Below are 22,845 nucleotides of genomic sequence, written 5' to 3'. Positions count from 1 at the left end.
CCCCAACCGTCGCTCCGGAGTGGCCATCCGGACTAATTTGGAACTACTTTGGAACTATGCGCGCGCCGGAGGTCAACCTGTCCGAGCTGTCCCTGCACCCGCGCCGGGTCGTCGAGCGGCTCGAAGGTTCGCCGACCCGTTCGGTCCGGATTCGCCGACGGGAGAAGGACAAACCCGATCTGCTGCTCGTGACCGCCGAACGCGCCGAACAGGCGGCGGCCGGGTTTTCGGCGACCGTCACGATCCTCGCGGAACTGATGCGCCGCAGCGCCGAGACCGCCGCGCTCGCCGCCGAGGCGCTGCCCGCCGCGTTCCCGTGGGCGCGGTACCTGTCCGCGGAAGAAGTACGGACATTCGTCGGCGAACTGGCCGAAACCCTGGAGCGAGCCGAATCCCTCGGCAACCCGGTGCCGTTCGCCGCCCTCGTGACGAGGTGGAAACAGACCGCCGAGGCGCACGCGGATCCGGAGCTGGCGGAGATCCTGCGCCGGAACGACCACAATGGACAGAATGCAGGACACTTGTCCTGAAACTTTGACCCGGCGACCTGATTTCTCGGGCGACGCGTCCCGCGAACGCGGCGAGGGCCGCCCCATCGCATGGGACGGCCCTCGGAAAACCGCTCAGTTCAAGGGAAATCAGGCGGCGACGACGCTCTGCGGACCGCGAGCCGGCTGGCTCACGTGCGCGCCCCGGTCGGAGATCCAGGACAGCGCGGCGTCGGCCCGCTCGCCGCGGACGCCGAGGCGGAACCGGGCGATCGGGGTGTCCCCGATGCGGGTGAGGCCGCCGCCGATGGTGGCGAGCTCCACGTCGAACCGGCTGGCCGCCTCAGGCAGCAGGGCGCCCACCGAAGCGAAACCGATCAGCACGACGTCGACCGCGCGGTCGTACTTCGCGGACTGGGCGCGCGAGGTCTCGACTGACGGCAGCACCGCTTGCGCGGTCCAGCTGTCCGGCGTCGAGATGAGGTCGAGCACCGTGCCGCGCTCGACGATCGCGCCGTTGTCGAGCACCGCGACGTCGTCGCAGACCCGGCGGACGACGTCCGCGTCCGGCGTGGTGACGACGACCGTCACGCCCAGCTCGGCCCGCGCGCGGTCGAGCACAGCGAGCACCGCGCCCGCGTCCTCGGCCGCGACCCCGGCGGTCGGGTCGTCGGCGAGCAGCACAGCCGGTCCGGCGGCGAGCGCCCTGGCGACCGCGACCCGGCGGAGCTGGCCGTCGGTGAGTTCTTCCGGCTTCTGCCCGGCGCGGGCGGTGAGGCCGACGAGGTCGAGCAGCGAGCCGACCCGGCTGCGCCGCTGCGGGCCGTCGACGCCGAGCTGCTCCAGCGGGCTGGCGATGTTGCCCGCGATGGTGCGCTCGGCGATCAGCTCCGGCTTGGTCCCGACGACGCCCAGCTGGCGGCGGATCTCCCGCAGCCGCTTGCCGTCGAGCGTCGCGGTGTTGAGGCCGTCGAGCCGCACGACGCCGCGGTCGGGGCGCTCCTGCAGCGCGATGCAACGGGCGAGGGTCGACTTGCCGGAACCGGACGGACCCACGACCCCGAACAGCGAACCGGCTTGCACGTCGACACTCACATCGCGCAGCGCGGCGACCCGATTTCCGTGGAAGGGAAAGGACTTGGACACGTTTTCGACAGTGATCACGAAAGGGCTCCAGGCAAACGAGGCGCGGCGCCGATTCCGGGCGCGCCAGGCGTCATCGAATTACCGTCCACTGTGGACGGCGCAAGAAACTGCGGAAAAAACGATCAGGCGATGACCATGGAGCGTTGACACGCACATACCGAGCGGCGACCTTCGTCGACTACGCGCCGGCGGGTCAGCAGGAGCGGGCGGGTGACCCTCTTCATCGAAAACAGCCTCCATCGGTCCTGGCGGTAGCACCTGCCCTGCGGAGGGTGGTTGCTGCGACTTCGGCGAGCCAGGTCTCTCAGTCGCTCGGGATGGACGCTTTCGAGTAAAGCCGATCCCATTGGCTGAACGCAAGCGCGTTGGTGCAGATCACACGTCTGGTGGTGCCCGCATACCGGAACACCGCGTCCAAAAACCGGAAGCCCGGAACCTCGGCCGCCGAACAGTGCCTCGACCTGCGAAACGCTCGCCACGGGCACCGGCGGCGGACGGGTTTGTTCCACTGTGGACGATCAAGGATCTTTGTGGAACAAGAGTTTTCTCGTTGTCAAGGGGCGATGGTTCGCGGGCCTCGACGCGCGGTGCACCGGGGCCTCGACCGAGCCGAGATAGGTCAGCGAAGCGAAGCACCTCGGGTCAGCCCCGCGGAACAATCCCGGGCGTGGAGCAGTCCGACTCCCCCGAATGCCGAGCTGCTCGTCACAGGTGGGCGGCTGTTTCAGCCGTGCTCGCGTGGTCACCAAGCGTAGCCAAGCAGCAGGGAATGACCCACAATCAGCGACGACACAAGATCATCGGAGAACGCGGCGAAACCAGGGAATACCTGCTCCGACGCCGCCGTTGGAAGTCGCAGGGCGAGCACCCTGGGGGAGGTGGGTCACATTCCGGCAGCCGCGATCCGCGCGAAAGCGTGCACGTCCAACTGCTCCCCGCGCGTCTTCGGGTCGATCCCCGCCTCGGCGAGCAACTCGCCAGCCCGCTCGGCGGAACCAGCCCACCCGGCCAGCGCGGCCCGCAATGTCTTGCGCCGCTGGGAGAACGCCGCGTCGACCACCGCGAACAGCCGGGCCCGATCCACTCCGGAAACCGGGTCGGTCCGGGTGAACGAGACCAGAGCGGAATCGACGTTCGGCACCGGCCAGAACACCGCGCGCGGCACGGCGGCCACCTTGCGCGCGGGCCCGTACCAAGCGAGCTTCACGCTCGGCACGCCGTAAGTGCGGCTCCCTGGCCCGGCCACCATCCGGTCGGCGACCTCGGTCTGGACCATGACGAGCCCGCTGCGCAGCGACGGCAGCTCGGCCAGCAGGTGCAGCACCACCGGCACCGCGACGTTGTACGGCAGGTTCGCGACGATCGACACCGGCTCAGCGGGCAGATCAGCCGCCCGCACCCGGAGCGCGTCGGCGCCGACGACGGTCAGCCGGTCCGCGGCCTCAGGCGCGCGCTCGGCGACTGTGCGGGGCAGGCGGGCGGCCAGCACCGGATCGATCTCCACAGCGACGACCTGAGCGCCCGCGGCCAGCAGGCCGAGCGTCAGCGAGCCGAGACCGGGTCCGACCTCCAGGACGACGTCCCCCGGCTGCACGCCGCCGAGTTCGACGATGCGGCGGACCGTGTTGGGGTCGTGCACGAAGTTCTGCCCGAGTTTCTTCGTGGGCCGGACGTCGAGTTCGTCGGCCAGCCCGCGGATTTCGGCAGGCCCCAGCAGTTCCACCACCGGACGAGCCTACCCAGCGGCGGCGCGGCGGACGAAAACAGGCGGCCGGGAGCGCGAGGCTCCCGGCCGCCTGCCGGAAAATCAGAGCGTGGCTCAGGCCTTGTAGCCGCAGCCCCAGGCGCTGTAGCCGCCGCGGGCGTCGCGCACCTTCTCGGCGATCGCGATCTGCTGCTCGCGGGTCGCCTTGTCGGCGGTGGGGGCGTACTGCTGGCCGCCGTAGGCGTTCCAGGTCTGCCGGTCGAACTGCAGGCCGCCGTAGTAGCCGTTGCCGGTGTTGATCGACCAGTTGCCGCCCGACTCGCACTGCGCGATGCGGTCCCACGCGCCGGTGTCGCCGATGGCCGGGGCCGGCGGCTTCTTGGTGCCGACCTTGATGATCTTGGCCTTGGCCTCGACGAGGACCTTCTCCGAGACGTGCTCGCGCGCGATCTCTTCGCCGTTTTTCTTCGTGACCTTGTAGGTCACCAGCTTCTTGCCCGGCGTGCCCGGGTCCTCGACGCTCTGCTGGCCCTGCAGCTGCGTCGGGTCGTCGACCTTCTGCACCTCGGGGTCGATGGTCTCTTCCTGGTTGACCATCGACACGCCCATGCGGCTGACGTGGACCTCGGCGCCGTTCTTCAGGCTGACGTCGAGACCGCCCTCGATCGCGTCGTCCGGGCCGAGGTTCAGCTTCAGGTCGGAGGCGAGCTCCTTGGTGGTCACCGCGGTGGTGTCCACCTTGCGCGGCGCGTTGGTGCCGTCGAAAAGCGTGATGTGCTTGAGGGTCTTGACCTGGACGGTCGAGCCCTCCAGCGGCAGTTCGCCGGACGACGGCATCGACGTCCACGCGCCCTGGGAAAGCATGCTGCCCATGCCGAGCTGGTTCATGGCCTCGCCGAGCGTGGTCGCGCGGACCCAGGAGGGCCGGGACACGCCGTCCACGACGAGGTTCAGCTGACGGCCGCGCTCGAGCTTGATGACGCCGCCGTCGCCGACCGCCGCCTGCGGCGAGGGCGAAAGCGCGTCGTGCTCGCCGACCGAGAGGCCCGCGTCCTTGAGCACGTCGCCGACGGTGCCGCCGAAGCTGTGCACGGTCTGCTGGTGGCCGTCGACGTCGACGGTGATGCTCTTGTTCATCGCGAGCGCCGCCGCGCCGCCACCGCCGACGGTGACCAGCAGCGAGAGCACGGCGCCCTTGAGGAAGCGGCGCTTCCAGGTCTTGGTCGCCTCGCGCAGCCCTTCCTCGACCGCGGCCTTCTTGGCCTGCGGGGAGGCGGTGCGGTCCTGCTCGACCTCGTCCGGGAGGACGAGCGGCGGAAGCATCGTGGTTTCCGCGTTGATGAGGCGGATCAGCTCGTCGACGTCGACGTCGATTTCCGACATCAACAGGTCGGCGTCCGGGCCGAGCGCGGCGAGCACGTCCTGCTCGGTCACGCGAAGCTCGTCGGAGAAGTCAAGCTGCCCGTAGGCGGTGTCCTCGAGCTCGCGGTCGAGCACGGCCACCGAGGACTCGGAGGAGGAGAAATACGCCGAACCCGCGTCAAGACGCGAATCATCCTGCCGACTACCAGTCACCGGGTCGTTCCCTTTCCCAAGACATCGCGCGTCGTTCGCGCGTCGTCCTTCGTTCGCGACGCACCCTCGGGCGCGCCTCTCAAGTCCGACACCCCCAGCCAGCGCCATCGTCACGGTCCCAGGTCGTACCAACCCCGGTTCCGCTTCCCCGACGTGCACTGACGTGACTGGTGGGCGTATCAGCCGGTTCCGCTGCGCGGTACCGACCGGCACGATCACGGGACAGTAACGGGTGTCGGCAGGTTGCGCAAACACCCCCCGGAGTGTCGTGACTTGCGTCACTCATCAGGTGGACGAATGCGCGGTCTCGAATGTCGCAATCCGTGCAACCCGTTGTGACACTACGGAATCACGCAGGCAGCCGGTATGCGCGTTCGGCAGTGGTCCGGACCGCTTCGGCCACCTCGTGGACCGCTTCGCCGCGCAACTGAGCGAGGAAGCGAACGGTGTAGGCGGTGCAATACGGCTCGTTCGGCCGCCCACGGTAGGGATGAGGCGTCAGAAACGGCGCGTCAGTCTCCGCGAGAAACTGCCCACGCGGCACAAGACGCGCGGCCTCGTGCAGCCCGCGCGCGTTCTTAAAGGTGACCGTGCCCGCGAAGGACAGGATGTAGCCCTTGTCGACACAGCGGCGCGCGATGTGCTCGTCGCCGGAGAAGCAGTGGAAGACGACCGTCTCGGGCGCACCTTCCTCGTCGAGGATGCGAAGCACGTCCTCGTGCGCGTCGCGGTCGTGGATCATCAGCGCCTTGCCAAGCCGCTTCGCAAGGTCGATGTGCCAGCGAAACGCAGCCTGCTGCGCATCGTGCGGCGAGTAGTCCCAGTAGTAATCAAGCCCCGTCTCACCGACCGCGACGACCCGCTCCCCGCGCGCCAGACGCTCCACTTCGGACTGTTCGGCGGGCCCGAATTCCTTGGTACGCGTGGGATGGATAGCCACCGCAGCGAAGACCCGCGAGTCCCAGGTGGACGCTTCGGAAGCCCAGCGAGCAGCCGCGAGATCATCCGCGACAGTGACAACACGCGCAACGCCAGCCCGCTCGGCACGGTCGACCATCGCGGCGACATCAGCCGCAGTCTCGGCCCCGCACGCGTCGAGATGAGTGTGCGCGTCAACCACCGTCACCGGCAGCCGATCAGGAATCGGAGGAAGTTCGCGCTTTTCGGCACCCATGCTTCCAAGCTACTGCGCCCCCGCCTCGCGAATGCCGTGAGGGGAACCCTCACGTACCCAGATTCCCCCAGGGTTCCCCTCACGACCCGCGACGGCCGTGAGGGACCCCTTCACGGACTTAGATTCCCTCGATGAGCCCTTCACGGACCCGCCCCGCCCGCCACCTCAGTCTTGGGCCGGGTTGCCCGCCCCAATGTGGCGTTGGGTGCATCCCACGCACCGAACGCCACATTGGGTGCATCTGACGCACCCAATGCCACATTGGGGTTGTTTCATCGTGGTTTGTGCTGGTGGGGTGGGGTTGAGGGGGTGTGGTAGTGGTCAGGGTTGGTGGGGCTGGGCGGTGTCGCGGGTGCGTTGTTCGTGGTGGGTGAGCACGAGCAGGGCGCGCAGCAGTGTGGTGGCGTGGCGGGTGTGGAGCCGGAGTTTGTCGAGGATGCGCCAGTTTTTGAGGGCGGCGAAGCCGCCCTCGACCGCGCAGCGCATCGCGGCGAACGCCGCGTTCGCCTGTTTCTGGCCTTTCGTCAGCGGCCGGTTGGTTTCGGCTTTGAACGGGGTGAGCACGATCTGCTCGCAGGGCCCGCCGCAGTGCGGGCAGTCGCGGGCGGTGCGGACGTCTTTGTGCCAGCCGTGGAAGCCCTTGTCCCCGGCCGGGGACAGGCCGCGGGCGTGGAGCCGTTCGCGGATCCGCAGCCGGCGGGCGGCGGTGATGTCGGCGGTGCGGCCCGGCAGGACCGCGGAGATCCACAGCAGCCGGCCCGCCTCGTCGGTCAGCCCGAGCACGACCAGCCCGTGCTGTTTGTGCTTGCCGCTGTAATGGGCCCGGTTGGCGCGCCCGGCCCGGCGGCGGGTCCGGATCAGCGTTCCGTCCACCAGCGCCACCGCCGCGCCGCGGGCGGCCAGCCGGTCCAGGACCCGGTCCAGCCGGGCGGCGCGGGCGGCGAGCAGGCCGACGGTTTCCAGCACCCACCGGCGCACCGTGGAGGCCGAGACGCCGTGACCGCCGGCGATGTGCGCCAGCCGCGGATCGTGGCGCAACACCGCCAGCACCACCAAAGCCTGTCCGGCCGGGCCGGCTTTGCGCCAGCGGGACCGCAACCGCCGCCGGCGCCCGCGGATCAACTCGGCGACCAGCTGCAGGGTCTGCTGCGAAAGAGGAAGAACGACCTGGTAGGAAAGAGGGTCGAAGCCCTCGGCGGATGGTTGACTCACATCTCGATCCTGCCGAGGGCTTCACCCATGCCCACGCCGCCACGCCGGGCCCCGACAGCACTTCCCCTTGCCCCACAACCCAACCAACCCGCAACCACCGCCCCCACCAGCCACAACCACGATGAAACAACCCCATTGGGGCGCTAGCCCCTCGCCATCAACCACACCGCTCCGATGCACCCACGCATCGAAGGACCCAGCCGCAGCACCCAACCATCGAGACACCCCGCCGCACCCGGTGCACCCAACGATCAAGACACCCAACCGCAGCCGATGCACCCACGGCATCAACGCACCCAACCGCAGCCGATGCACCCGCTATCGAGGCACCCAGCCCCTCCCCCGCACCCCGATACGAAGCGCATCTGCGGTTCGGGGGTGCTTGTCAAGGCATCTTTCCCGCCTTGACAAGCACCCCCGAACCGTCAGCACAATCAAGCTTCGGGGTGCCCCACGCAACCACCAAACGATGTCGCCGCCAGGCGACGAGCCCCCAGTCAGTCAGTAACAATCGGAGCCCACTCAGGCCCAGTCTCCCCCAACTTCGGGTCCAGCTTCGTAAACAACGGCGTAGGCTTCGCCAACGGCCGCCCGACCTCAACCGGCTTCGACTCCCACCGAGCCTGCTCCCCGGCATAATCCCCGGTCAAAATCGGATTAACCCGATCCGGCACATCAAGATCCGGAACCTCCTGCAGCTCAGGCTGCGCAGCCCAAACCCCAGTCCCGCCAAGCGCCTCGTGCACCTTCTGCGCCGAGTGCGGCAGGAACGGCGTCAGCAACGTATTAGCGTCACTAACCACCTGCAACGCCGTATGCAGCACCGCATCCCGCCGATCCGGATCATCCTTGAGCTTCCAAGGCTCCTGATCCGACAGATACCGGTTAGCCGCCGTAACCACCCGCATCGCCTCAGCCGCAGCCAACTTGAACCGCGACCGAGCAAGATGCCCACCCGCAGTCTCAAACGCCTGCCGAGACAGCGCCTTCAACTCCTCATCCGCCGGAGCAGGCGCAGTCGGGGCAGGGATCGCCCCATTGTTCTTGTGCGCCATCGAGATCGACCGGTTGACGAGGTTCCCCCACTCGTTGGCCAGCTCGAAGTTGGTCCGCCGCACGAACTCGTCCCACGTGAAGTCCGTGTCCTGAGTCTCCGGCCCGGCCACCGAGATGAAGTACCGCAGCGCGTCCGGCCCGAACTCGCGCAGGAAGTCGTGCACGTAGATGACCGTGCCCCGCGAAGTCGAGAACTTCGACCCGCTCATGGTCAGGAACTCGCTGGACACGATCTCGTCCGGCAGGTGCAGCTTGCCGTACTTGCCCGGCTCGCCGCCGCGGTCGCCGTCGCCGTTCTGGCCGAGCAGCAGCGCGGGCCAGATCTGGGCGTGGAAGGTGATGTTGTCCTTGCCCATGAAGTAGTAGGCGCGCGCGTCGGGGTTGGCCCACCACTCCTGCCAGGCGTCCGGCGTGCCGTTGCGGCGCGCCCATTCGACACTGGCGGAGAAGTAGCCGATGACCGCGTCGAACCACACGTAGAACCGCTTGAGCGGCTGGTCGCGCCACCCGTCCAGCGGGATCTTCACGCCCCAGTCGAGGTCACGGGTGATCGGCCGCGGGCGCATGTCGTCGATCAGGTTCTTGGTGAAGTTGAGGACGTTCGGGCGCCAGTCGGTCTTGGTGCCCAGCCAGTCGCCGAGGGTCTGGGTGAACGCGGGCAGGTCAAGAAAGTAGTGCTCGGTCTCGACGAACTTCGGCGTCTCGCCGTTGATCCGCGACTTCGGGTTGATCAGCTCGGCGGCGTCGAGCTGGTTGCCGCAGTTGTCGCACTGGTCGCCGCGCGCGCCGTCGTAGCCGCAGATCGGGCAGGTGCCCTCGATGTAGCGGTCGGGCAGCGTGCGGCCGGTGGACGGGCTGATCGCGCCGCGGGTGGTCTTCGGGACGACGTAGCCGTTGCGGTTGAGCGCGAGGAAGATCTCCTGCGTGACCGCGGCGTGGTTGCCGGTGGTGGTGCGGGTGAACAGGTCGTAGGAGAGGCCGAGGCCACGCAGGTCCTCGTCGATCTGGCGGGTGTACTTGTCCGCGGTCTGCTGCGGGGTCATCCCCTCTTTGTCCGCCTGGACGGTGATCGGCGTGCCGTGTTCGTCGGTCCCGGACACCATGAGCACCCGGTTGCCGGCCATTCGCTGGTAGCGGGAGAAGACGTCGGACGGGACGCCGAATCCGGACACGTGGCCGATGTGGCGGGGGCCGTTGGCGTAGGGCCAGGCCACCGCGGTCAACACAGGGGTGCTCATACCTGTTTAGCCTACGGATGCGCTCCAGGGCGTTTCCTGGCGGTCGGGGAAGGGAGAGCCGGTGTCGGCGACGCGTCTGCTGGTGCTCGGGGTCGTGCGGATGTTCGGCCGCGCGCACGGCTACCAGGTGCGCCGCGAACTGCTGTCGTGGTCGGCGGACAAGTGGGCGAACGTCCAGCCCGGTTCGATCTACCACGCGCTCAAGAAGATGACCGCCGAGGACCTGCTGGAGAAGATCGACGTCGAACCGGGCGACGGCGGTCCGGATCGGGTCGCCTACCGGCTCACCCCGGACGGCGAACAGGAGTTCCAGACGCTGCTGGCGAAGGGCTTGTCCGATCCGAGTGCGAGCAACGCGGAGCTGTGCGCGGCGATCAGCCTGATGCCCGCGCTTCCCCGCAGGAACGTGATCAGCCTGCTCCGGCAGAACCTGATCCACTTCGAGGCCGAGGAACGCCGGTCGCGGCTGGGCCTTGAAGACGACACCTGGAACAAGCCGCCGCACGTGTCCGAGCTGTTCCGGCTGTGGGGCGGGATCGCCAAGGCCAGCCGGGAATGGCTCACCGGGTTGATCACCAGGCTCGAGGCGGGCGAATACGTGATGGCCGACGATCCGGGCTCGGCGTTCGGCCAGCCTGCCCAGTAATCAAATTTGACTAACTCGCTCTCGCTCGGGCACAGTGTGCGCGTCAACTAGTCAAGCTTGACTAGTTGATCTTCTGGGAGGAGAGGGGTTTCCATGATCACGGCACGCGGACTCGAGCGGCGGTTCCGCCGCAAGGGCCGAGCCGGTGGCGAGGTGCACGCGGTGAAGGGGGTCGACCTCGACGTCGAGGCGGGCGAGCTGGTCGGGTTCCTCGGCCCGAACGGGGCGGGCAAGACCACCACGCTGCGCATGCTCACCACCTTGCTGAAACCGACCGCGGGCACGGCGACCGTCGGCGGGCACGACCTGCTCACCGACGCGGCGGGGGTGCGCCGCAACATCGGGTACGTCGCCCAGGGCGGCGGGACCGCGCCCGAATCGCGCGTCGGCGAAGAGCTGGAGCTGCAGGGCAGGCTGTACCGGATGAGCAAGGCCGACGCGATCGCGCGCGGCAAGGTGCTCGCCGGCCAGCTCGACCTGACCGGGCTCGAACAGCGCGCCACGAAGACGCTGTCCGGGGGTCAGCGGCGCAGGCTCGACATCGCGCTGGGGCTGATCCATTCGCCCGGCCTGGTCTTCCTGGACGAACCGTCCACCGGGCTCGACCCGCAGAGCCGGGCGAACCTGTGGGAGCACATCCGGCGGTTGCGCGCCGAGCAGGGCGTCACGATCTTCCTGACCACGCATTACCTCGACGAGGCGGACGCGCTGGCCGACCGGCTGATCGTGATCGACGACGGCCGGATCGTCGCCGACGGGCATCCGGACGCGCTCAAGGAGCAGGTCTCCGGCGACGGCGTCGCGATCGAGGTCGATCCGGAATCCGCCGCGGCCGCCGCGGACCTGGCTCGGCAGCTGCCCGGCGCGCACGAGTTCGCGGTGCGCGAGGGGTCGATCCGGTTCCGGGTGCCGCGCGGCGACACCGCGATGCCGGAGCTGCTGCGCGCGCTCGACGCCAAGGAAATCGCGACGACCTCGATGCAGGTCACGCGACCGACCTTGGACGACGTGTTCCTCGCGCTCACCGGCCGGTCGCTGCGCGAGGCCGAGCAGCCCGCGCCGGCGGAACCGGAGGTGTCCGATGCTGCGTGACACCTGGCTGATCTTCCGTCGCGACATGGCGGCCGCGCTGCGGAATCCGGCGTGGCTGCTGATCGGGCTCGCCCAGCCGCTGCTGTACCTGTTCTTCTTCGGCCCGCTGCTGGTGAAGTCGCTCAGCGCGCAGGGGATGTCCGAGGTCGACGGCTGGATGGTGCTCACGCCCGCGCTGATCGCGCAGCTGGCGTTGTTCGGCAGTTCGTTCGTGGGCTTCGGGCTGCTGGCCGAGTTCCGGTCCGGCGTGGTCGAGCGGCTGCGCGTCACCCCGGTGCACCGGGCCGCGCTGCTGCTCGGGAAGGTGCTGGCGAACGCGTTGCAGGCGACCGTGCAATCGGTGCTGATCATCCTGCTCGCCTACCTGGTGTTCGACCTGAACGCGCCGTTCAGCGGCGTGCTGCTGAGTCTCGCGATCGTGTTCCTGCTCGCGCTCACGCTGGCGTCGTGCTCCTACGCGCTTGCGCTCACGCTCAAGAGCGAGGAGTCGTTCCCGGCGCTGCTCAACGCGGTGCTCATGCCGTTGCTGCTGCTGTCCGGGATCCTCATCCCGATCACCGCCGGACTGGCTCCGAAGTGGCTGTACACGATCTCGCAGATCAACCCGTTCCGGCACGTGGTCGACGTGGAGCGCAACAGCTTCCGCGGCGACTTCTCGATGGACGCGCTGTTCACCGGCAGCGTGGTCGTGCTGGTCATGGCCGTTTTGGCGATTTGGTGGGGAACGCGCACCTTCCAACGGGAAAACGCCTGATCAAAGCCCATCGACACGCCGGGAAAGGTCACCCCGCTCCGGAATTCCGGACGTAGGGTGGCCTTTCACCCGTCGTGGGGCTTGTCAGGGGTGCGAGGTGGCGGAACCGGAGAGTGGGCGCGGACTCACGCTCACTCATCGCGAGCAGGTGCTCGACTGGACGGCGGTGCGCGGCGCCGACGTGCGGTTCGCCTCGGTCACGATCAGTGAAAACGTCAACTGGAGCGATCCGGGCGCGGAGCGGATGCTCGCCGCGGCCCAGCACGCGGGCATCCACACCGGGGCCCGGCACTACGCCCGGCCCGGCGCGGTGCACGACCAGGCCGACCATTTCGTCCGGACGGCGAGCAGGCTCGGCGCGTTCGCGCCCGGATCGCTCGCCCCCGCGCTGGAGGTGGACGCGCAGAGCGTCGACGACCGGTTCGTGAAGGCGTGGATCAAGCACGTGCGGCACGCCGCGAAGATCAGCCGGGTGCTCGTGTACGCCGGGCACGACTGCTGGGCGCACCGGCTGCACCCGGACCGCTGGGCCGATTCCGAGGTCGTGCTGTGGCTCGTGCGGCACAACGGCATCCCCGGGCGGCCCGGGTGGTTCCATTCTCGGCTCGGGCTGCACCAGCACGCCTTCGCGCCGGACGTGCCCGGAGTCGACGGACCGGTGGCGCAGGACGCGGTGGTGTATCCGTTCGCCCTGTCCGATGTGCTGCTCTGATCACCTTTTCCGCTGGTCACCGCCGGTTTCCGGCACAATGGCGCGATGCGTTTCCAGCGGCTGCGGACCGACCTGACCCCTTCGCGGGCGCTCGTTCTGCTGTCCGCGTACGCCCGGGCCCACGGCCTGCCCGAACCCGCCGCGGTGTGCGGGAACTGGTTCGGATCGCGCGCGGTGGTGGCGCCGTTCGTGTCGGTGACTCCGCGACCGTTCCCGTCGGCTTTTTCCGCCTCGGGACCCTCAGGCCGGATCGGCGGCGGGTGGTTCGGATTTCTGGCTTACGACCAGGCCGATCCGTCAGGCCGATCCACCGGGGTTCCGGTGTCGGCCTGGGGCTGGGCGGATCACGTGCTGCGCTGGGACGCGGCGGGCGCGTGCTGGTTCGAGTCGCTCGAAGGCGACGCGGACGCGCAGCTCGCCGTGGTGGAGCGTGCGTTGGCCGGGTCCGCGGAGTTGTCGTGGTCCGCTAGTGCGCTGGACCGGCCGTCCGGGCACGAGCAGGCAGTGAAGGCGTGCGTACACGAGATCGAGGCGGGCGAACTGTTCCAGGCGAACGTCTGCTCGCGGTTCACCGGGACGTTCGAGGGCTCGCCCGCCGCGCTGTTCGCCGAGGGAGTGCGGCGGCTGGCTCCACAGCGGGCGGCTTACGTCACCGGTGAATGGGGTTCGGTGGTTTCGCTGTCGCCGGAGCTGTTTTTGGAACGCCACGGCCGCCGCGTGCGGTCGTCGCCGATCAAGGGCACCCTGCCCCGTCGCGGCCCGGCGGACGACGGCAACGCATCGCGGTTGCGGCAGTCGGCGAAGGACGTCGCGGAGAACGTGATGATCACCGACCTGGTGCGCAACGACCTCGGGCGGGTGTGCGAGGTCGGCAGCGTCGTGGTGCCGGAACTGCTCGCGGTGCACCCGGCTCCCGGAGTGTGGCATCTGGCGTCCACTGTGGAGGGTCTGCTCGCGGACGGGGTCACCGATGCCGGACTGCTGGCGGCGACGTTCCCGCCGGGGTCGGTTACCGGAGCCCCGAAGATCCGGGCGCTGGACCTGATCGCCGAGCTGGAACCGGCCGCGCGCGGCGTGTACACCGGCGCGGTCGGGTTGCTGTCGCCGTTGGCGGGGCTGGAGTTGAACGTGGCGATCCGGACCTTCGAGATCGCCGAAGGCCGGATCGCACTGGGGGTCGGCGGCGGGATCACGGCGGACTCGGACAGCGCCGCCGAGTGGCAGGAGTGCCTGCACAAAGCGGCGCCGTTGGAGTCCCTGCTCGCCAGCCCCCGGGAGTGCTAGCGCCGCGGGTCGAGCAGCAGTTTTCCAGTCGTGCCACGGGAACGCAGCGCTTCGTGGGCCTTCCGGGCGTCCGCCAGCGCGTACTCGCCGCCCGCGATCGCGCGGAGCTTCCCGTCCAGCACCATGGTGAACAGGTCGGCAAGCGCGGTGCCGAAAACGTTGCCCGGCAAGCGGAACACGTGCGGCAGCCACATCCCGGCGACGGTCGTGCTGTGGCCGAGCAGATTGCGCAACTCGATCGGCTTCGGCGAGCGGCGGCCGGCCATCCCGTAGAACACCAGACGGCCGAACGGAGCGAGCGCGGCGATGCTCTGGTCGGTCGTCGTGCCGCCGACCATGTCGAGAACGATGTCGACCCGCTTGCCGCCGTTGGCTTCCCGCAGGACTTCGGTCATGTTCTCGGCACGGGAATCGACCGCAACGTCCGCGCCGAGTTCGATCGCCAGCTCGCGCTTTTCCTCGCTGCTCGCGGTCGCGATGACGCGGCCCGCGCCCCACGCGTTCGCCAGCTGCACCGCGATCGACCCGACCCCGCCGGCCGCGGCGTGCACGACCACGGTCTCGCCGGGCTCGAGGTGGGCGTTCTTGCGCAGCATGATCCACGCGGTCGCGCCCTGGACCAGCATCGAAAGCGCGTTCAGGTCGTCGACGCCGTCCGGCACCGGGAACGTCATGGCTTCGTCGGCCGCGACGCGCTCGGCGTACCCGCCGCCGTCGTTGAGCAGCGCGACCACGCGCTTGCCGTCCGCCGTGCGCCCGACGACCTCGCCGCCCGGCACGAGCGGCAGTTTGCTCGGGGCGAGATACGAGTTCTCCGCCTGATGCGTATCCGCGTAATTCAGCCCGACGCGGTCGACCTCGATCAGCACCTGTCCCGGCCCGGCCACCGGATCGGGCAGCTCGACCGGCTTCAGCACCTCGGGACCGCCGAACTCGGTCACCTGCACAGCACGCATCTTCGCGGCTCCTCTCGCTCTTCGTGAGACATTCTGCCATATGTCTCATCGATGGAACACTTTCTGCTAACGTCTCACTCATCGATACGCCACTGTCCACCCGCACCTCGCGACCCGACGCCGTCGCGGCCTTCCGCCTCGCCCGCGCCCGGTTCCTCGCCGGAGACCGCGTCGACATGCGCGACCTGGCCGCCGACCTCGGCGTCAGCCGCGCGACCCTGCACCGCTGGGTCGGCAGCCGAGACCACCTGCTGAGCGAAATCCTGTGGGCGGAGACGGCCTCGGTGCTGGATAACGTCAGTTATGCAGGCCGCGGCGGCGACGGCATCGCGGAGGCGATCGGGGCGTTCGTGCGGACGGTCAACGCTTCCTCGCCGTTCCGAGCCTTCCTGCGCCGGGAGCCCGAGCGCGCGCTGCGGTTGCTGACGACCAAGGCGAGCTTGGTGCAGTCGCGGACCATCGAGAAGGTGCAGGCGTTGCTGTCCGACGAGGTCACGGCCGGGCGGCTGGAGTCTCCGTTGCCGGTAGCGGATCTGGCGTATCTGCTGGTGCGGGTCGGCGAGTCGTTCATCTACACCGACGCGATCACCGGCGAGGAGCCGGACGCGGAGAAGGCCTTAATAGCGGCCAAAATGCTGTTGCGCAGTCGCTAAAGTCTTCTGGTGACCGCTGTCCAGGCCATCGCCCGGATCCCCGCCGCTTCGATCGGCGAGCTGGTATCCCATCCGAAACTGCCGCTCGTCGCCGGGATCGACCAGGAGCGGCCCGCGGTGCATCTCTACTACGCCGAGAAAGTGCTGCGCGAAATCGGCGCGGTGGGGGCGGATTCCGCGGAGTACGGGAAGTTCGGCCGCTGGCCCGTCGTCGCCTGGCATCCGGAACGGCCGGAACTGGTCGTGCCCGGCAGCGGGGAAACGGTGCGCTGGACCCGGAACGGCACCTCCGTGCTGGATGTCGCCGTCTCTCTCGACGTGGCGTTCAGCCCGGACGGCCAGTCGCTGTGGACGTCGCCGACCCCACCCGAGCGCTACGACCGTTCGGACGTCATCGATCTCGACACCGGGGCCGTCATGCCTGCCCCGATGTGGGACGGCGGCATCGCCGCGCATCCGGCGGGAGGGCTGATCGCCACGAAGCAAAGCGACCAGGGCGCGAGCTTCGTGCTCTTCTCCCGTCCAGGCGACCGGCTGCGGTTCCTGGACCGGGCGCTGATTCTGGAGTCCAACTGCTGGGGCCTTCCGGTCTTCAGCTCCGACGGGCGGTACCTGGCGATTCGCGGCAACACCTACGAACACCAGGTCCTGGTATTCGAGTTCCCTTCGCTGCGCCGAATCCTGAAGACCTCGCTCAAAAGGTATTCCATCTCGTCCCAGCTCACCATCGCCTTCGGTGCACGGCCCGGCGCGCTGTGGATCGGGACGCCGTCCGGCACCTTGCTGGAGGTGGACGTCGAGCGCGACCGAACCAAGAAGCACAAACTGCTCCGCTCGGCAGTGACCGCGCTGGTCGCGACGTCGAACGGCGACCTCGTGGTCGCCGGAGACGGCGAACTCGCACTGGTGCCCGTTCCTTCTCCCCGCACCGTCGCGGATCCGGCCACCGTCGCCGAGTTCCTTGCCAGCACCAAGGAAATTCCCGACGACGGCCTGACGGAAGACCACGTCGTGCACACCGACGGTGTCGGCACTTGGCGGCCGGAGGAACTGGCCACGATCACGAAAACCGCGCCGGGCGACCCGCACTGGCTGCGGCTTCTAGCCGAAGGCAACGCCCGGAGGAGCTGACTCACTTCCGAGCCGCGAGCACCGCCGCGTAAAGCTCCTTCGTAGACACCCCGGCCGCACCAGCCACCTCGGCCGCGACGGTCTTCAGACGCTCCCCCGAGGCGACCCGCTCCGCCACCTCCGGCACCAAATCCGACACCGATGCCTGCCGAGGCGCCGCGCCCTCCAGCACCACCGAGACCTCGCCGCGCACCCCGTCCGCTGCCCACTCGGCAAGTTCCGCGAGCGTGCCGCGTTTGACCTCTTCGTACGTCTTCGTCAACTCCCGGCACACCGCGGCCCGCCGCGAACCGCCCAGTGCGGCGGCAGCGTCCGACAGCAGGGAAGCGATCCGGTGCGGCGATTCGAAGAACACGACAGTCCGGCGTTCGCTCACTAACTCCGCGAACCAATTCGACCGCTCGCCGGGCTTGCGCGGCGCGAAGCCCTCGAAGCAGAACCGGTCGCACGGCAGCCCCGACAACGCGAGTGCCGTCGTCACCGCCGACGGGCCGGGGAGGCAGGTGATCGGCAGGTCCTCCTCGACGCAAGCGGCCACGAGACGGAAGCCCGGATCGGACACGCTCGGCATCCCGGCGTCGGTCACCACCAGCACCGTCTCGCCCCCGTGCAGTGCCTCCAGCAGCTTCGGGAGCCGGGCGGTCTCGACGTCCTCGTAGAAGCTGACCACCCGCCCGGTCGGCGACACGCCGAGCGCGGAAGTGAGCCCGCGCAGGCGCCGGGTGTCCTCGGCCGCGATCACGTCCGCCGAGCCCAGCGCCTCGATCAGCCGGGCGGACGCGTCGCCGGGATCGCCCAGCGGGGTGGCGGCGAGGACGAGCCGTCCGGGCGCAGAAGTCATGGCAGTCAGCCTAACCAGACGCCGCCGGTGGATCAGGCCGTACTATCGGGCCCCGTGACCGCGCTGCTGACCCGTGCCGACGACGAGAGCGTGCGGCCGGACCCGGTCGACGCGCGCCGTCCCCCGACCGACCGCGAAGCCACCCTGCTCGGCCGGGCCATGCCCGCCGACCGGCTGCGCGGCTGGATCGTCACGATCGTGCTGACCGTGATCGGCGGCGTCGTCCGGCTGCAGAACCTTGGCCTGCCCACTGACCACGGCAGTCCCGTCTTCGACGAGAAGCACTACGTGCCCCAGGCCGCGCAGATGCTGCGCAACGGCGGGTACGAGGACAACGCCGGGTACGAGCTGATCGTGCACCCGCCGCTGGCCAAGGACTTCATCGCCTTCGGCGAGTGGCTCTTCGGCTACAACGGCTGGGGCTGGCGGCTGATGTCGGCGGTGGCAGGCACGCTGATCGTGCTGCTCACCGTGCGCGTCGCGCGCCGGCTGACCCGCTCGACGCTGCTCGGCGGCATCGCGGGCGTGCTGGTGATCTGCGACGGCGTGCTGCACCTGCAGTCGCGGATGGGGATGCTGGACATCTTCATCGCGTTCTTCGTGCTCGCCGCGTTCGCCTGCGTGCTCTGCGACCGCGACCAAGTGCGGCAGCGGCTGGCCGTCGCGGTGCGCGAGGGCTGGATCGGCGAATCGCAGTGGGGGCCGAAGCTCGGCTTCCGGTGGTGGCGGTTCGCGGCCGGGCTGATGATCGGCCTGACCTTCGGCGTCAAATGGTCGGCGCTGTACTACATCGCGGCGTTCGGCCTGCTCACCGTGTTCTTCGACGTCGCGGCCCGGCGCGCGGCGGGCGTGCAGCGGCCGTGGGTCGGGACGATCCGGCGCGACGTCGCGCCCGCGCTATGGGCGATCCTGGTCGTGCCGGTGCTGATGTACCTGGCGGCGTACTGGGCGTGGTTCGCCAGCGAGACCGCGACCGACCGGCACTACACCGAGATCAAGAACCTCGACCCGGGCATGTTCGGCTGGATCCCGCCCGCGCTGCGCTCGCTCGGCAGCTACACCGCCAACGTGCTGCATTTCCACGAAACCCTGCTGACGCCCAAGGACAATCCGCATCCGTGGGAGTCGAAGCCGTGGACCTGGCCGATGGGCCTGCGGCCGATGCTCTACTACTACGACGGCGACGTCACCGGCTGCGGCGAATCGCGCTGCCTCGGCGCGACGATGCTGATCGGCACGCCCGCGATGTGGTGGCTGGCCGTCCCGATGCTCGGCTGGGGCCTGTGGCGCTGGTTCTTCCGCGCGGACTGGCGCTACGCCGCCGTGCTCACCGGATACTTCGCCGGCTACCTGCCCTGGTTCACCAACATCGACCGGCAGATGTACTTCTTCTACGCCACGCCGATGGCCCCGTTCCTCGTGCTCGGGCTGGTGCTGGCGCTCGGGCAGATCCTCGGCAGCGCCAAACGCGGATTCGAACGCCGGGGCACCGGTCTGCTCGTCGTCTCGCTCTACGTCGGGCTGGTGGTCGCGAACTTCGCCTGGCTGTGGCCGATCCTCAACGGAATCCCGATCACGAACGCCCATTGGCAGGCGGAAATGTGGCTGCCTTCGTGGCGCTGAAGTAAGCGCCCGGCGGCACCCCCACCGCCCGGCGGAAGGCGGCGACGAACGCGCTGGCCGTCGCGTACCCGACCCGGTGCGCGACGGTCGTCATCGGCGTTCCCCGCGCCAGCAACGGCAACGCCGCGCGCAGCCGGGCTTGCGTGCGCCAGGTCCCGAACGTCATCCGGCAGTCGCGGACGAACGCGCGGGCCAGCGTCCGCTCGCTCGCGCCGACTTCGCGGCCCAGCTCGGCCAGGCTGCGCGAATCCGCGGGATCGGCGAGGACGGCGTCGGCGACGTCCCGCGCTCGCGGATCGGCCGGCGCGGGGACCACGATCGGCGCTACGTCCATCGGCTCCAGCAGATCGAACGCGACGGCTTCGGCACGGCGTCGGGCGGCGTCGCTGATTCCGTCCGCGGACAGGTGCTCCAGCAGCTCCCGCAGCAACGGCCGGACGATGACGATTCGCGGGGACGGCCAGTCGACCGGGCACTGTTCGGGATCGGCGTAGATGCCGCGCAGTTCGACGTTCCCAGCCGCGCCGGTGCGATGCCGGACCCCGGCCGGGATCCAGAGCGCGCGCGTGGACGGCAGCACCCACTGCGCGTCGCCGACCATCACCGCGGCGACCCCGCGCGCGGCCCAGACAAGCTGGTGCGCCGGATGTTCGTGCCAGGGGAACCAGGCTCCGGGCGCGATCGGGAGGTCACCGAGCAGCATCGCGCCGGTTTGACCGTACTGCGACATGAGGTGACAGCCTATCGTCTTCCGGTCAGCCAGGCTCGTCCCTAGCGTCGGGGCCATGCCGATGAACCTGATGCACCGCAAGCTCTGCAGCTCGGAAAAATGGGCCGCCGCGGTCGCCGAGGTGCTGCCGGACTGGCTCGCCCGTTTCGAGTTGGGCGACGACGTGCTCGAAATCGGACCGGGTTTCGGGGCCACCACGAGGGTGTTGATCGACGCTCTCCCACGGCTGACCGCGCTGGAAATCGACCCGGCGTCGACCCGGTTGTTGCGGGAGAAATACGGGAACCGGGCGGACATCGTGGAGGGCAGCGGTGCGGAGATGCCGTTCGAGGACGGCCGGTTCTCCGGGGTCGTGTGCTTCACGATGCTGCATCACGTGCCGACCGACGAACTGCAAGACCGGATCTTCGCGGAGGCGTTCCGGGTGCTGCGGCCCGGCGGCACCTATTGCGGCGTGGACAGCCAGCTCAGCTTCGGATTCCGGCTGCTGCACATTGGGGACACGATGAACGTCCTCGACGCGGGCACGCTGCCGGGACGGCTGGCGGCGGCCGGGTTTGAGCAGGTGCGGGTGGGGATCGAGCGCAAGCGGCTGGAGTTTTCCGCGGTGAAGCCGTCGTGAGCGGCTGCGCCGGTTAGAACCGGCTGCTCAGTCTCAGGACGTCGCGGACACTGACCGGCCTGTCGGCGTGGTGACCATGGTCTTTGTGGTGATCATGCGGCGACGGGCAGAGCAGGGTTTTCGATGGGATCCTGAGTTCGTCGCCGCGGTCGCCCGGGCGGCTTACGGCGAGAAGGTCAACGTGGTGCGGTTCTGCCGCGAGCACGGCCTGTCCCGGGACACGCACCTGGGCCGGACATACCGCCACCGTCTACTGGCAAGGCGACCGCGTCACCGTCATGACCGGTGGTGCCCTCGTCCGCCAGCTCACCGTCGGCAGATCAGTACGCTACCAACGCCTCACCAGCCAAAAACTGTCCGGAAAGTCCTGAGACAGGACAGCCGGTTAGAACCGGCGTAGCCGCTCACGAGACTCAGCGGGACGACCGGCGTGGCACGATCTGCGTGACCGGCCCGTCCAGTGCCTTGCCCTGCCGGCTCAGCCAGCCGTCGACCTCGCGCCGCACCGAGTTCAGCGTCGGGCGGCGGCGGGGCTCCGGGTCCAGCGACGCCGCCAGGATCCGGGCGTGCACCGAACGCTGCGGCAGGTGCGTGACCGGATCGGCCCGCGCCGCGGCCATCAGCGCGGCCATCGGCGTCTCGCGGGTGCCGCGCGGCGGCTGGCCGGACAGCGCGTAGCTGACCGTGGCGGCGAGCTGCCAGGCGTCCGACGCCGGGCTCGCCGGGGAACCCATCGCCTGTTCCGGCGCGACGAAATCGGGCGTGCCGATCATCATCCCGGTGGCGGTCATCTTGGAGTCGCCCTGGCTGCGGGCGATGCCGAAGTCGATGAGGTGCGCGATGCCCGCCGGGTCGAGGATGACGTTGGACGGCTTCACGTCGCGGTGCAGCACGCCCCGCTCGTGTGCCGCGACCAGCGCGCCCGCCATCGTGGACCACAGCCGGCCTGCGGCGACGTCGTCGATCGGGCCCTGTCCGTCGACCACCTCGGCGAGCGGGCGGCCCTGCAGGTACTCCATGACGAGCGCGAGCCCGTCCGGCTCCTCGACCAGGTCGTACACGCGGACGCAGTTGGGGTGGTTCACCACGGCCAGCGCCCGCGCCTCGCGCTGCATGCGCTCCTCGGTGTCGCGGTCGGGCGCGTGCGCGATCTTGAGCGCGACAGTCCGGTTGAGCTGCGTGTCGACGGCTTCCCAGACCGTGCCGAACCCGCCGTGCCCGAGCTGGCGGACGCGCCGGTACCGGCTGCTGCCCGCGTTGCGCGAACCGGGCGGCGGCGGGATCGCGCCGGGCGCGGCGGCCAGCATCCCGGCGGGCGGCGGCTCCGGAGCGGACGCCAGCGCGGTGGCCGGGTACTGCTTGTTCTGCGGCGGCGGGGGCGGCGGCAACTGCTCCCGGCGCGGCGGAGGCGGCGCGGCGGGCGGTTCGTCGCGGCGCGGCTCCGGCCGGTTGATCACCGACCACGGCGGCGGTCCGACCAGCGCGACCGGGATCAGCCCCAGGATGCTGAACGGCAGGAACCCGAGCCAGAAGTGCACGGCGGTGTTGGCCGACATGCCCGAGCTCGCGACCGCCATGACCACGAAGGGAATCCAGAAGAACCGCGACGGCCACTTCGGCCCGCGGCGGAACGCGGTGCGCGCCTGCAGCATCACGAACAGCAGCGAGCCGACCGGCAGCACGGTGAAGGCGAGCAGGTACAGCGCGTAGGACAGCTTGAGGCCGCGCGGGTAGAAGAGCGTCTCGAAGACGTTCGGTCCGCCGCCGAGGTAGGTCTTCTGCACGCCGATGAACGAGCAGTAGTTCGTGCTCAGCTTGGCGGTTTCGGAGGCGGACAGCCCGCTTACGCCGCCCGCGTTGGCCGCGCGGAAGGTCTCCGAGATGCCCGAGGCCATCAGCCACGGCAGCACCAGCACGCTGACCACGCCGATGAGCCCGAACACGGTGAGCGTCGTCGCGTCGTACCGGTTGCCGGTCCCCTTGCGGACGATCGCCACGATCAGCGCCCCGGCCGCCGGGAAGAGCGCGACGAGCGCACCCGCTGTGGTCGTCGCCCACACCCAGTCGCCGGGGCAGAACCCCGGGCCGAACAAGGTGTGCGCGAGCGAGAGCAGCGCGCTCGCGATTCCGCTCACCGGCTGGTTCCCCTCACTGTCAGTGTCGTCTTGGTGCCGCTGCGCGGCTGTTCCCCACGGTCCAGCTTAGGA

The 22,845-nt window shown here is 69.4% G+C and carries 20 protein-coding genes and 1 riboswitch; of the genes, 10 read left to right on the top strand and 10 right to left on the bottom strand.

Annotated features, from left to right (window positions below; all coding sequences use genetic code 11):
* Window positions 1–56: 56 nt before the first annotated feature.
* Complete coding sequence (locus DMP23_RS39660; RefSeq protein ID WP_337824042.1) at window positions 57–530, top strand: hypothetical protein; 474 nt, start codon at window positions 57–59, stop codon at window positions 528–530.
* A 108-nt stretch (window positions 531–638) separates the two neighbouring features.
* Here the strand turns inward: DMP23_RS39660 and DMP23_RS39655 are convergent, their stop codons facing one another.
* From DMP23_RS39655 to metG, 6 genes are all read right to left on the bottom strand, one after another.
* Complete coding sequence (locus DMP23_RS39655) at window positions 639–1,652, bottom strand: methionine ABC transporter ATP-binding protein (protein WP_134670256.1); 1,014 nt, start codon at window positions 1,650–1,652, stop codon at window positions 639–641.
* A gap of 215 nt (window positions 1,653–1,867) precedes the next feature.
* Window positions 1,868–1,958: riboswitch (SAM riboswitch) on the bottom strand.
* 559 nt (window positions 1,959–2,517) lie between these two features.
* Window positions 2,518–3,360, bottom strand: coding sequence for a 16S rRNA (adenine(1518)-N(6)/adenine(1519)-N(6))-dimethyltransferase RsmA (gene rsmA / locus DMP23_RS39650; protein ID WP_337824041.1), 843 nt, complete (start codon window positions 3,358–3,360; stop codon window positions 2,518–2,520).
* A gap of 93 nt (window positions 3,361–3,453) precedes the next feature.
* On the bottom strand, window positions 3,454–4,836 hold the full coding sequence (locus DMP23_RS39645; RefSeq protein WP_037820292.1) for a resuscitation-promoting factor: 1,383 nt from the start codon (window positions 4,834–4,836) through the stop codon (window positions 3,454–3,456).
* Window positions 4,837–5,263: 427 nt separating this feature from the next.
* Window positions 5,264–6,088: a TatD family hydrolase gene (locus DMP23_RS39640; protein WP_134734475.1), complete on the bottom strand. Its 825-nt coding sequence runs from the start codon at window positions 6,086–6,088 to the stop codon at window positions 5,264–5,266.
* 321 nt (window positions 6,089–6,409) lie between these two features.
* Complete coding sequence (locus tag DMP23_RS39635) at window positions 6,410–7,300, bottom strand: transposase family protein (RefSeq protein ID WP_337824040.1); 891 nt, start codon at window positions 7,298–7,300, stop codon at window positions 6,410–6,412.
* 497 nt (window positions 7,301–7,797) lie between these two features.
* Window positions 7,798–9,594 carry a methionine--tRNA ligase gene (metG, locus tag DMP23_RS39630; RefSeq protein WP_337824039.1) on the bottom strand — a complete coding sequence of 599 codons (1,797 nt, stop codon included), beginning with the start codon at window positions 9,592–9,594 and terminating at the stop codon, window positions 7,798–7,800.
* A gap of 61 nt (window positions 9,595–9,655) precedes the next feature.
* On the opposite strand from metG, the gene DMP23_RS39625 reads away from it, so the two are divergent.
* The 5 genes from DMP23_RS39625 to DMP23_RS39605 all read left to right on the top strand — a co-directional run bounded on the left by DMP23_RS39625 (window position 9,656) and on the right by DMP23_RS39605 (window position 14,082).
* The gene (locus DMP23_RS39625) at window positions 9,656–10,240 is read left to right on the top strand and encodes a PadR family transcriptional regulator (RefSeq protein ID WP_037811196.1); all 585 of its coding nucleotides are present in this window, start codon (window positions 9,656–9,658) and stop codon (window positions 10,238–10,240) included.
* Window positions 10,241–10,333: 93 nt separating this feature from the next.
* Window positions 10,334–11,332 carry an ATP-binding cassette domain-containing protein gene (locus DMP23_RS39620; protein WP_037811194.1) on the top strand — a complete coding sequence of 333 codons (999 nt, stop codon included), beginning with the start codon at window positions 10,334–10,336 and terminating at the stop codon, window positions 11,330–11,332.
* Window positions 11,322–12,086: an ABC transporter permease gene (locus tag DMP23_RS39615; protein WP_037811192.1), complete on the top strand. Its 765-nt coding sequence runs from the start codon at window positions 11,322–11,324 to the stop codon at window positions 12,084–12,086. Before DMP23_RS39620 ends, DMP23_RS39615 begins: the two co-directional genes overlap by 11 nt.
* A 97-nt stretch (window positions 12,087–12,183) precedes the next feature.
* The gene (locus DMP23_RS39610; RefSeq protein ID WP_037811190.1) at window positions 12,184–12,798 is read left to right on the top strand and encodes a glycoside hydrolase family 25 protein; all 615 of its coding nucleotides are present in this window, start codon (window positions 12,184–12,186) and stop codon (window positions 12,796–12,798) included.
* A 45-nt stretch (window positions 12,799–12,843) separates the two neighbouring features.
* Window positions 12,844–14,082: an aminodeoxychorismate synthase component I gene (locus tag DMP23_RS39605; protein ID WP_238604203.1), complete on the top strand. Its 1,239-nt coding sequence runs from the start codon at window positions 12,844–12,846 to the stop codon at window positions 14,080–14,082.
* Here DMP23_RS39605 and DMP23_RS39600 read toward each other — a convergent pair.
* Window positions 14,079–15,038, bottom strand: a complete 960-nt coding sequence (locus DMP23_RS39600) for a quinone oxidoreductase family protein (protein WP_037811187.1) — start codon at window positions 15,036–15,038, stop codon at window positions 14,079–14,081. The two genes, DMP23_RS39605 and DMP23_RS39600, sit on opposite strands and share 4 nt — an antisense overlap.
* Window positions 15,039–15,214: 176 nt before the next feature.
* Between DMP23_RS39600 and DMP23_RS39595 the strand changes: the two genes are divergently transcribed.
* Window positions 15,215–15,691: a QsdR family transcriptional regulator gene (locus DMP23_RS39595; RefSeq protein ID WP_337824038.1), complete on the top strand. Its 477-nt coding sequence runs from the start codon at window positions 15,215–15,217 to the stop codon at window positions 15,689–15,691.
* Between the two features lie 9 nt (window positions 15,692–15,700).
* A complete protein-coding gene (locus DMP23_RS39590; RefSeq protein ID WP_337824037.1) occupies window positions 15,701–16,822 on the top strand; it encodes a hypothetical protein in 1,122 nt (373 codons plus the stop codon).
* Window position 16,823: 1 nt separating this feature from the next.
* On the opposite strand, the gene rsmI is transcribed toward DMP23_RS39590, so the two are convergent.
* Window positions 16,824–17,663 (bottom strand): 16S rRNA (cytidine(1402)-2'-O)-methyltransferase, encoded by an 840-nt coding sequence (gene rsmI, locus DMP23_RS39585; protein ID WP_337824036.1) that lies wholly within the window; start codon window positions 17,661–17,663, stop codon window positions 16,824–16,826.
* 54 nt (window positions 17,664–17,717) lie between these two features.
* Here rsmI and DMP23_RS39580 point away from each other — a divergent pair, with 54 nt between their 5' ends.
* Window positions 17,718–19,286 (top strand): dolichyl-phosphate-mannose--protein mannosyltransferase, encoded by a 1,569-nt coding sequence (locus tag DMP23_RS39580; protein WP_037811184.1) that lies wholly within the window; start codon window positions 17,718–17,720, stop codon window positions 19,284–19,286.
* Here DMP23_RS39580 and DMP23_RS39575 read toward each other — a convergent pair.
* Window positions 19,237–20,016, bottom strand: coding sequence for an AraC family transcriptional regulator (locus DMP23_RS39575; RefSeq protein ID WP_199817531.1), 780 nt, complete (start codon window positions 20,014–20,016; stop codon window positions 19,237–19,239). The two genes, DMP23_RS39580 and DMP23_RS39575, sit on opposite strands and share 50 nt — an antisense overlap.
* A gap of 55 nt (window positions 20,017–20,071) precedes the next feature.
* Here DMP23_RS39575 and DMP23_RS39570 point away from each other — a divergent pair, with 55 nt between their 5' ends.
* Window positions 20,072–20,638, top strand: coding sequence for a class I SAM-dependent methyltransferase (locus tag DMP23_RS39570; protein WP_337824035.1), 567 nt, complete (start codon window positions 20,072–20,074; stop codon window positions 20,636–20,638).
* A gap of 413 nt (window positions 20,639–21,051) precedes the next feature.
* On the opposite strand, the gene DMP23_RS39565 is transcribed toward DMP23_RS39570, so the two are convergent.
* Complete coding sequence (locus DMP23_RS39565; protein ID WP_037811181.1) at window positions 21,052–22,773, bottom strand: serine/threonine-protein kinase; 1,722 nt, start codon at window positions 22,771–22,773, stop codon at window positions 21,052–21,054.
* Between the last annotated feature and the right edge of the window lie 72 nt (window positions 22,774–22,845).

Source organism: Amycolatopsis sp. A1MSW2902, from assembly GCF_017312175.1.
GTDB classification, from domain to species: Bacteria; Actinomycetota; Actinomycetes; order Mycobacteriales; family Pseudonocardiaceae; genus Amycolatopsis; species Amycolatopsis nivea.
The sequence above is the reverse complement of the archived record's forward strand: the minus strand, read 5'-3'. Positions and strand labels throughout refer to the sequence as shown.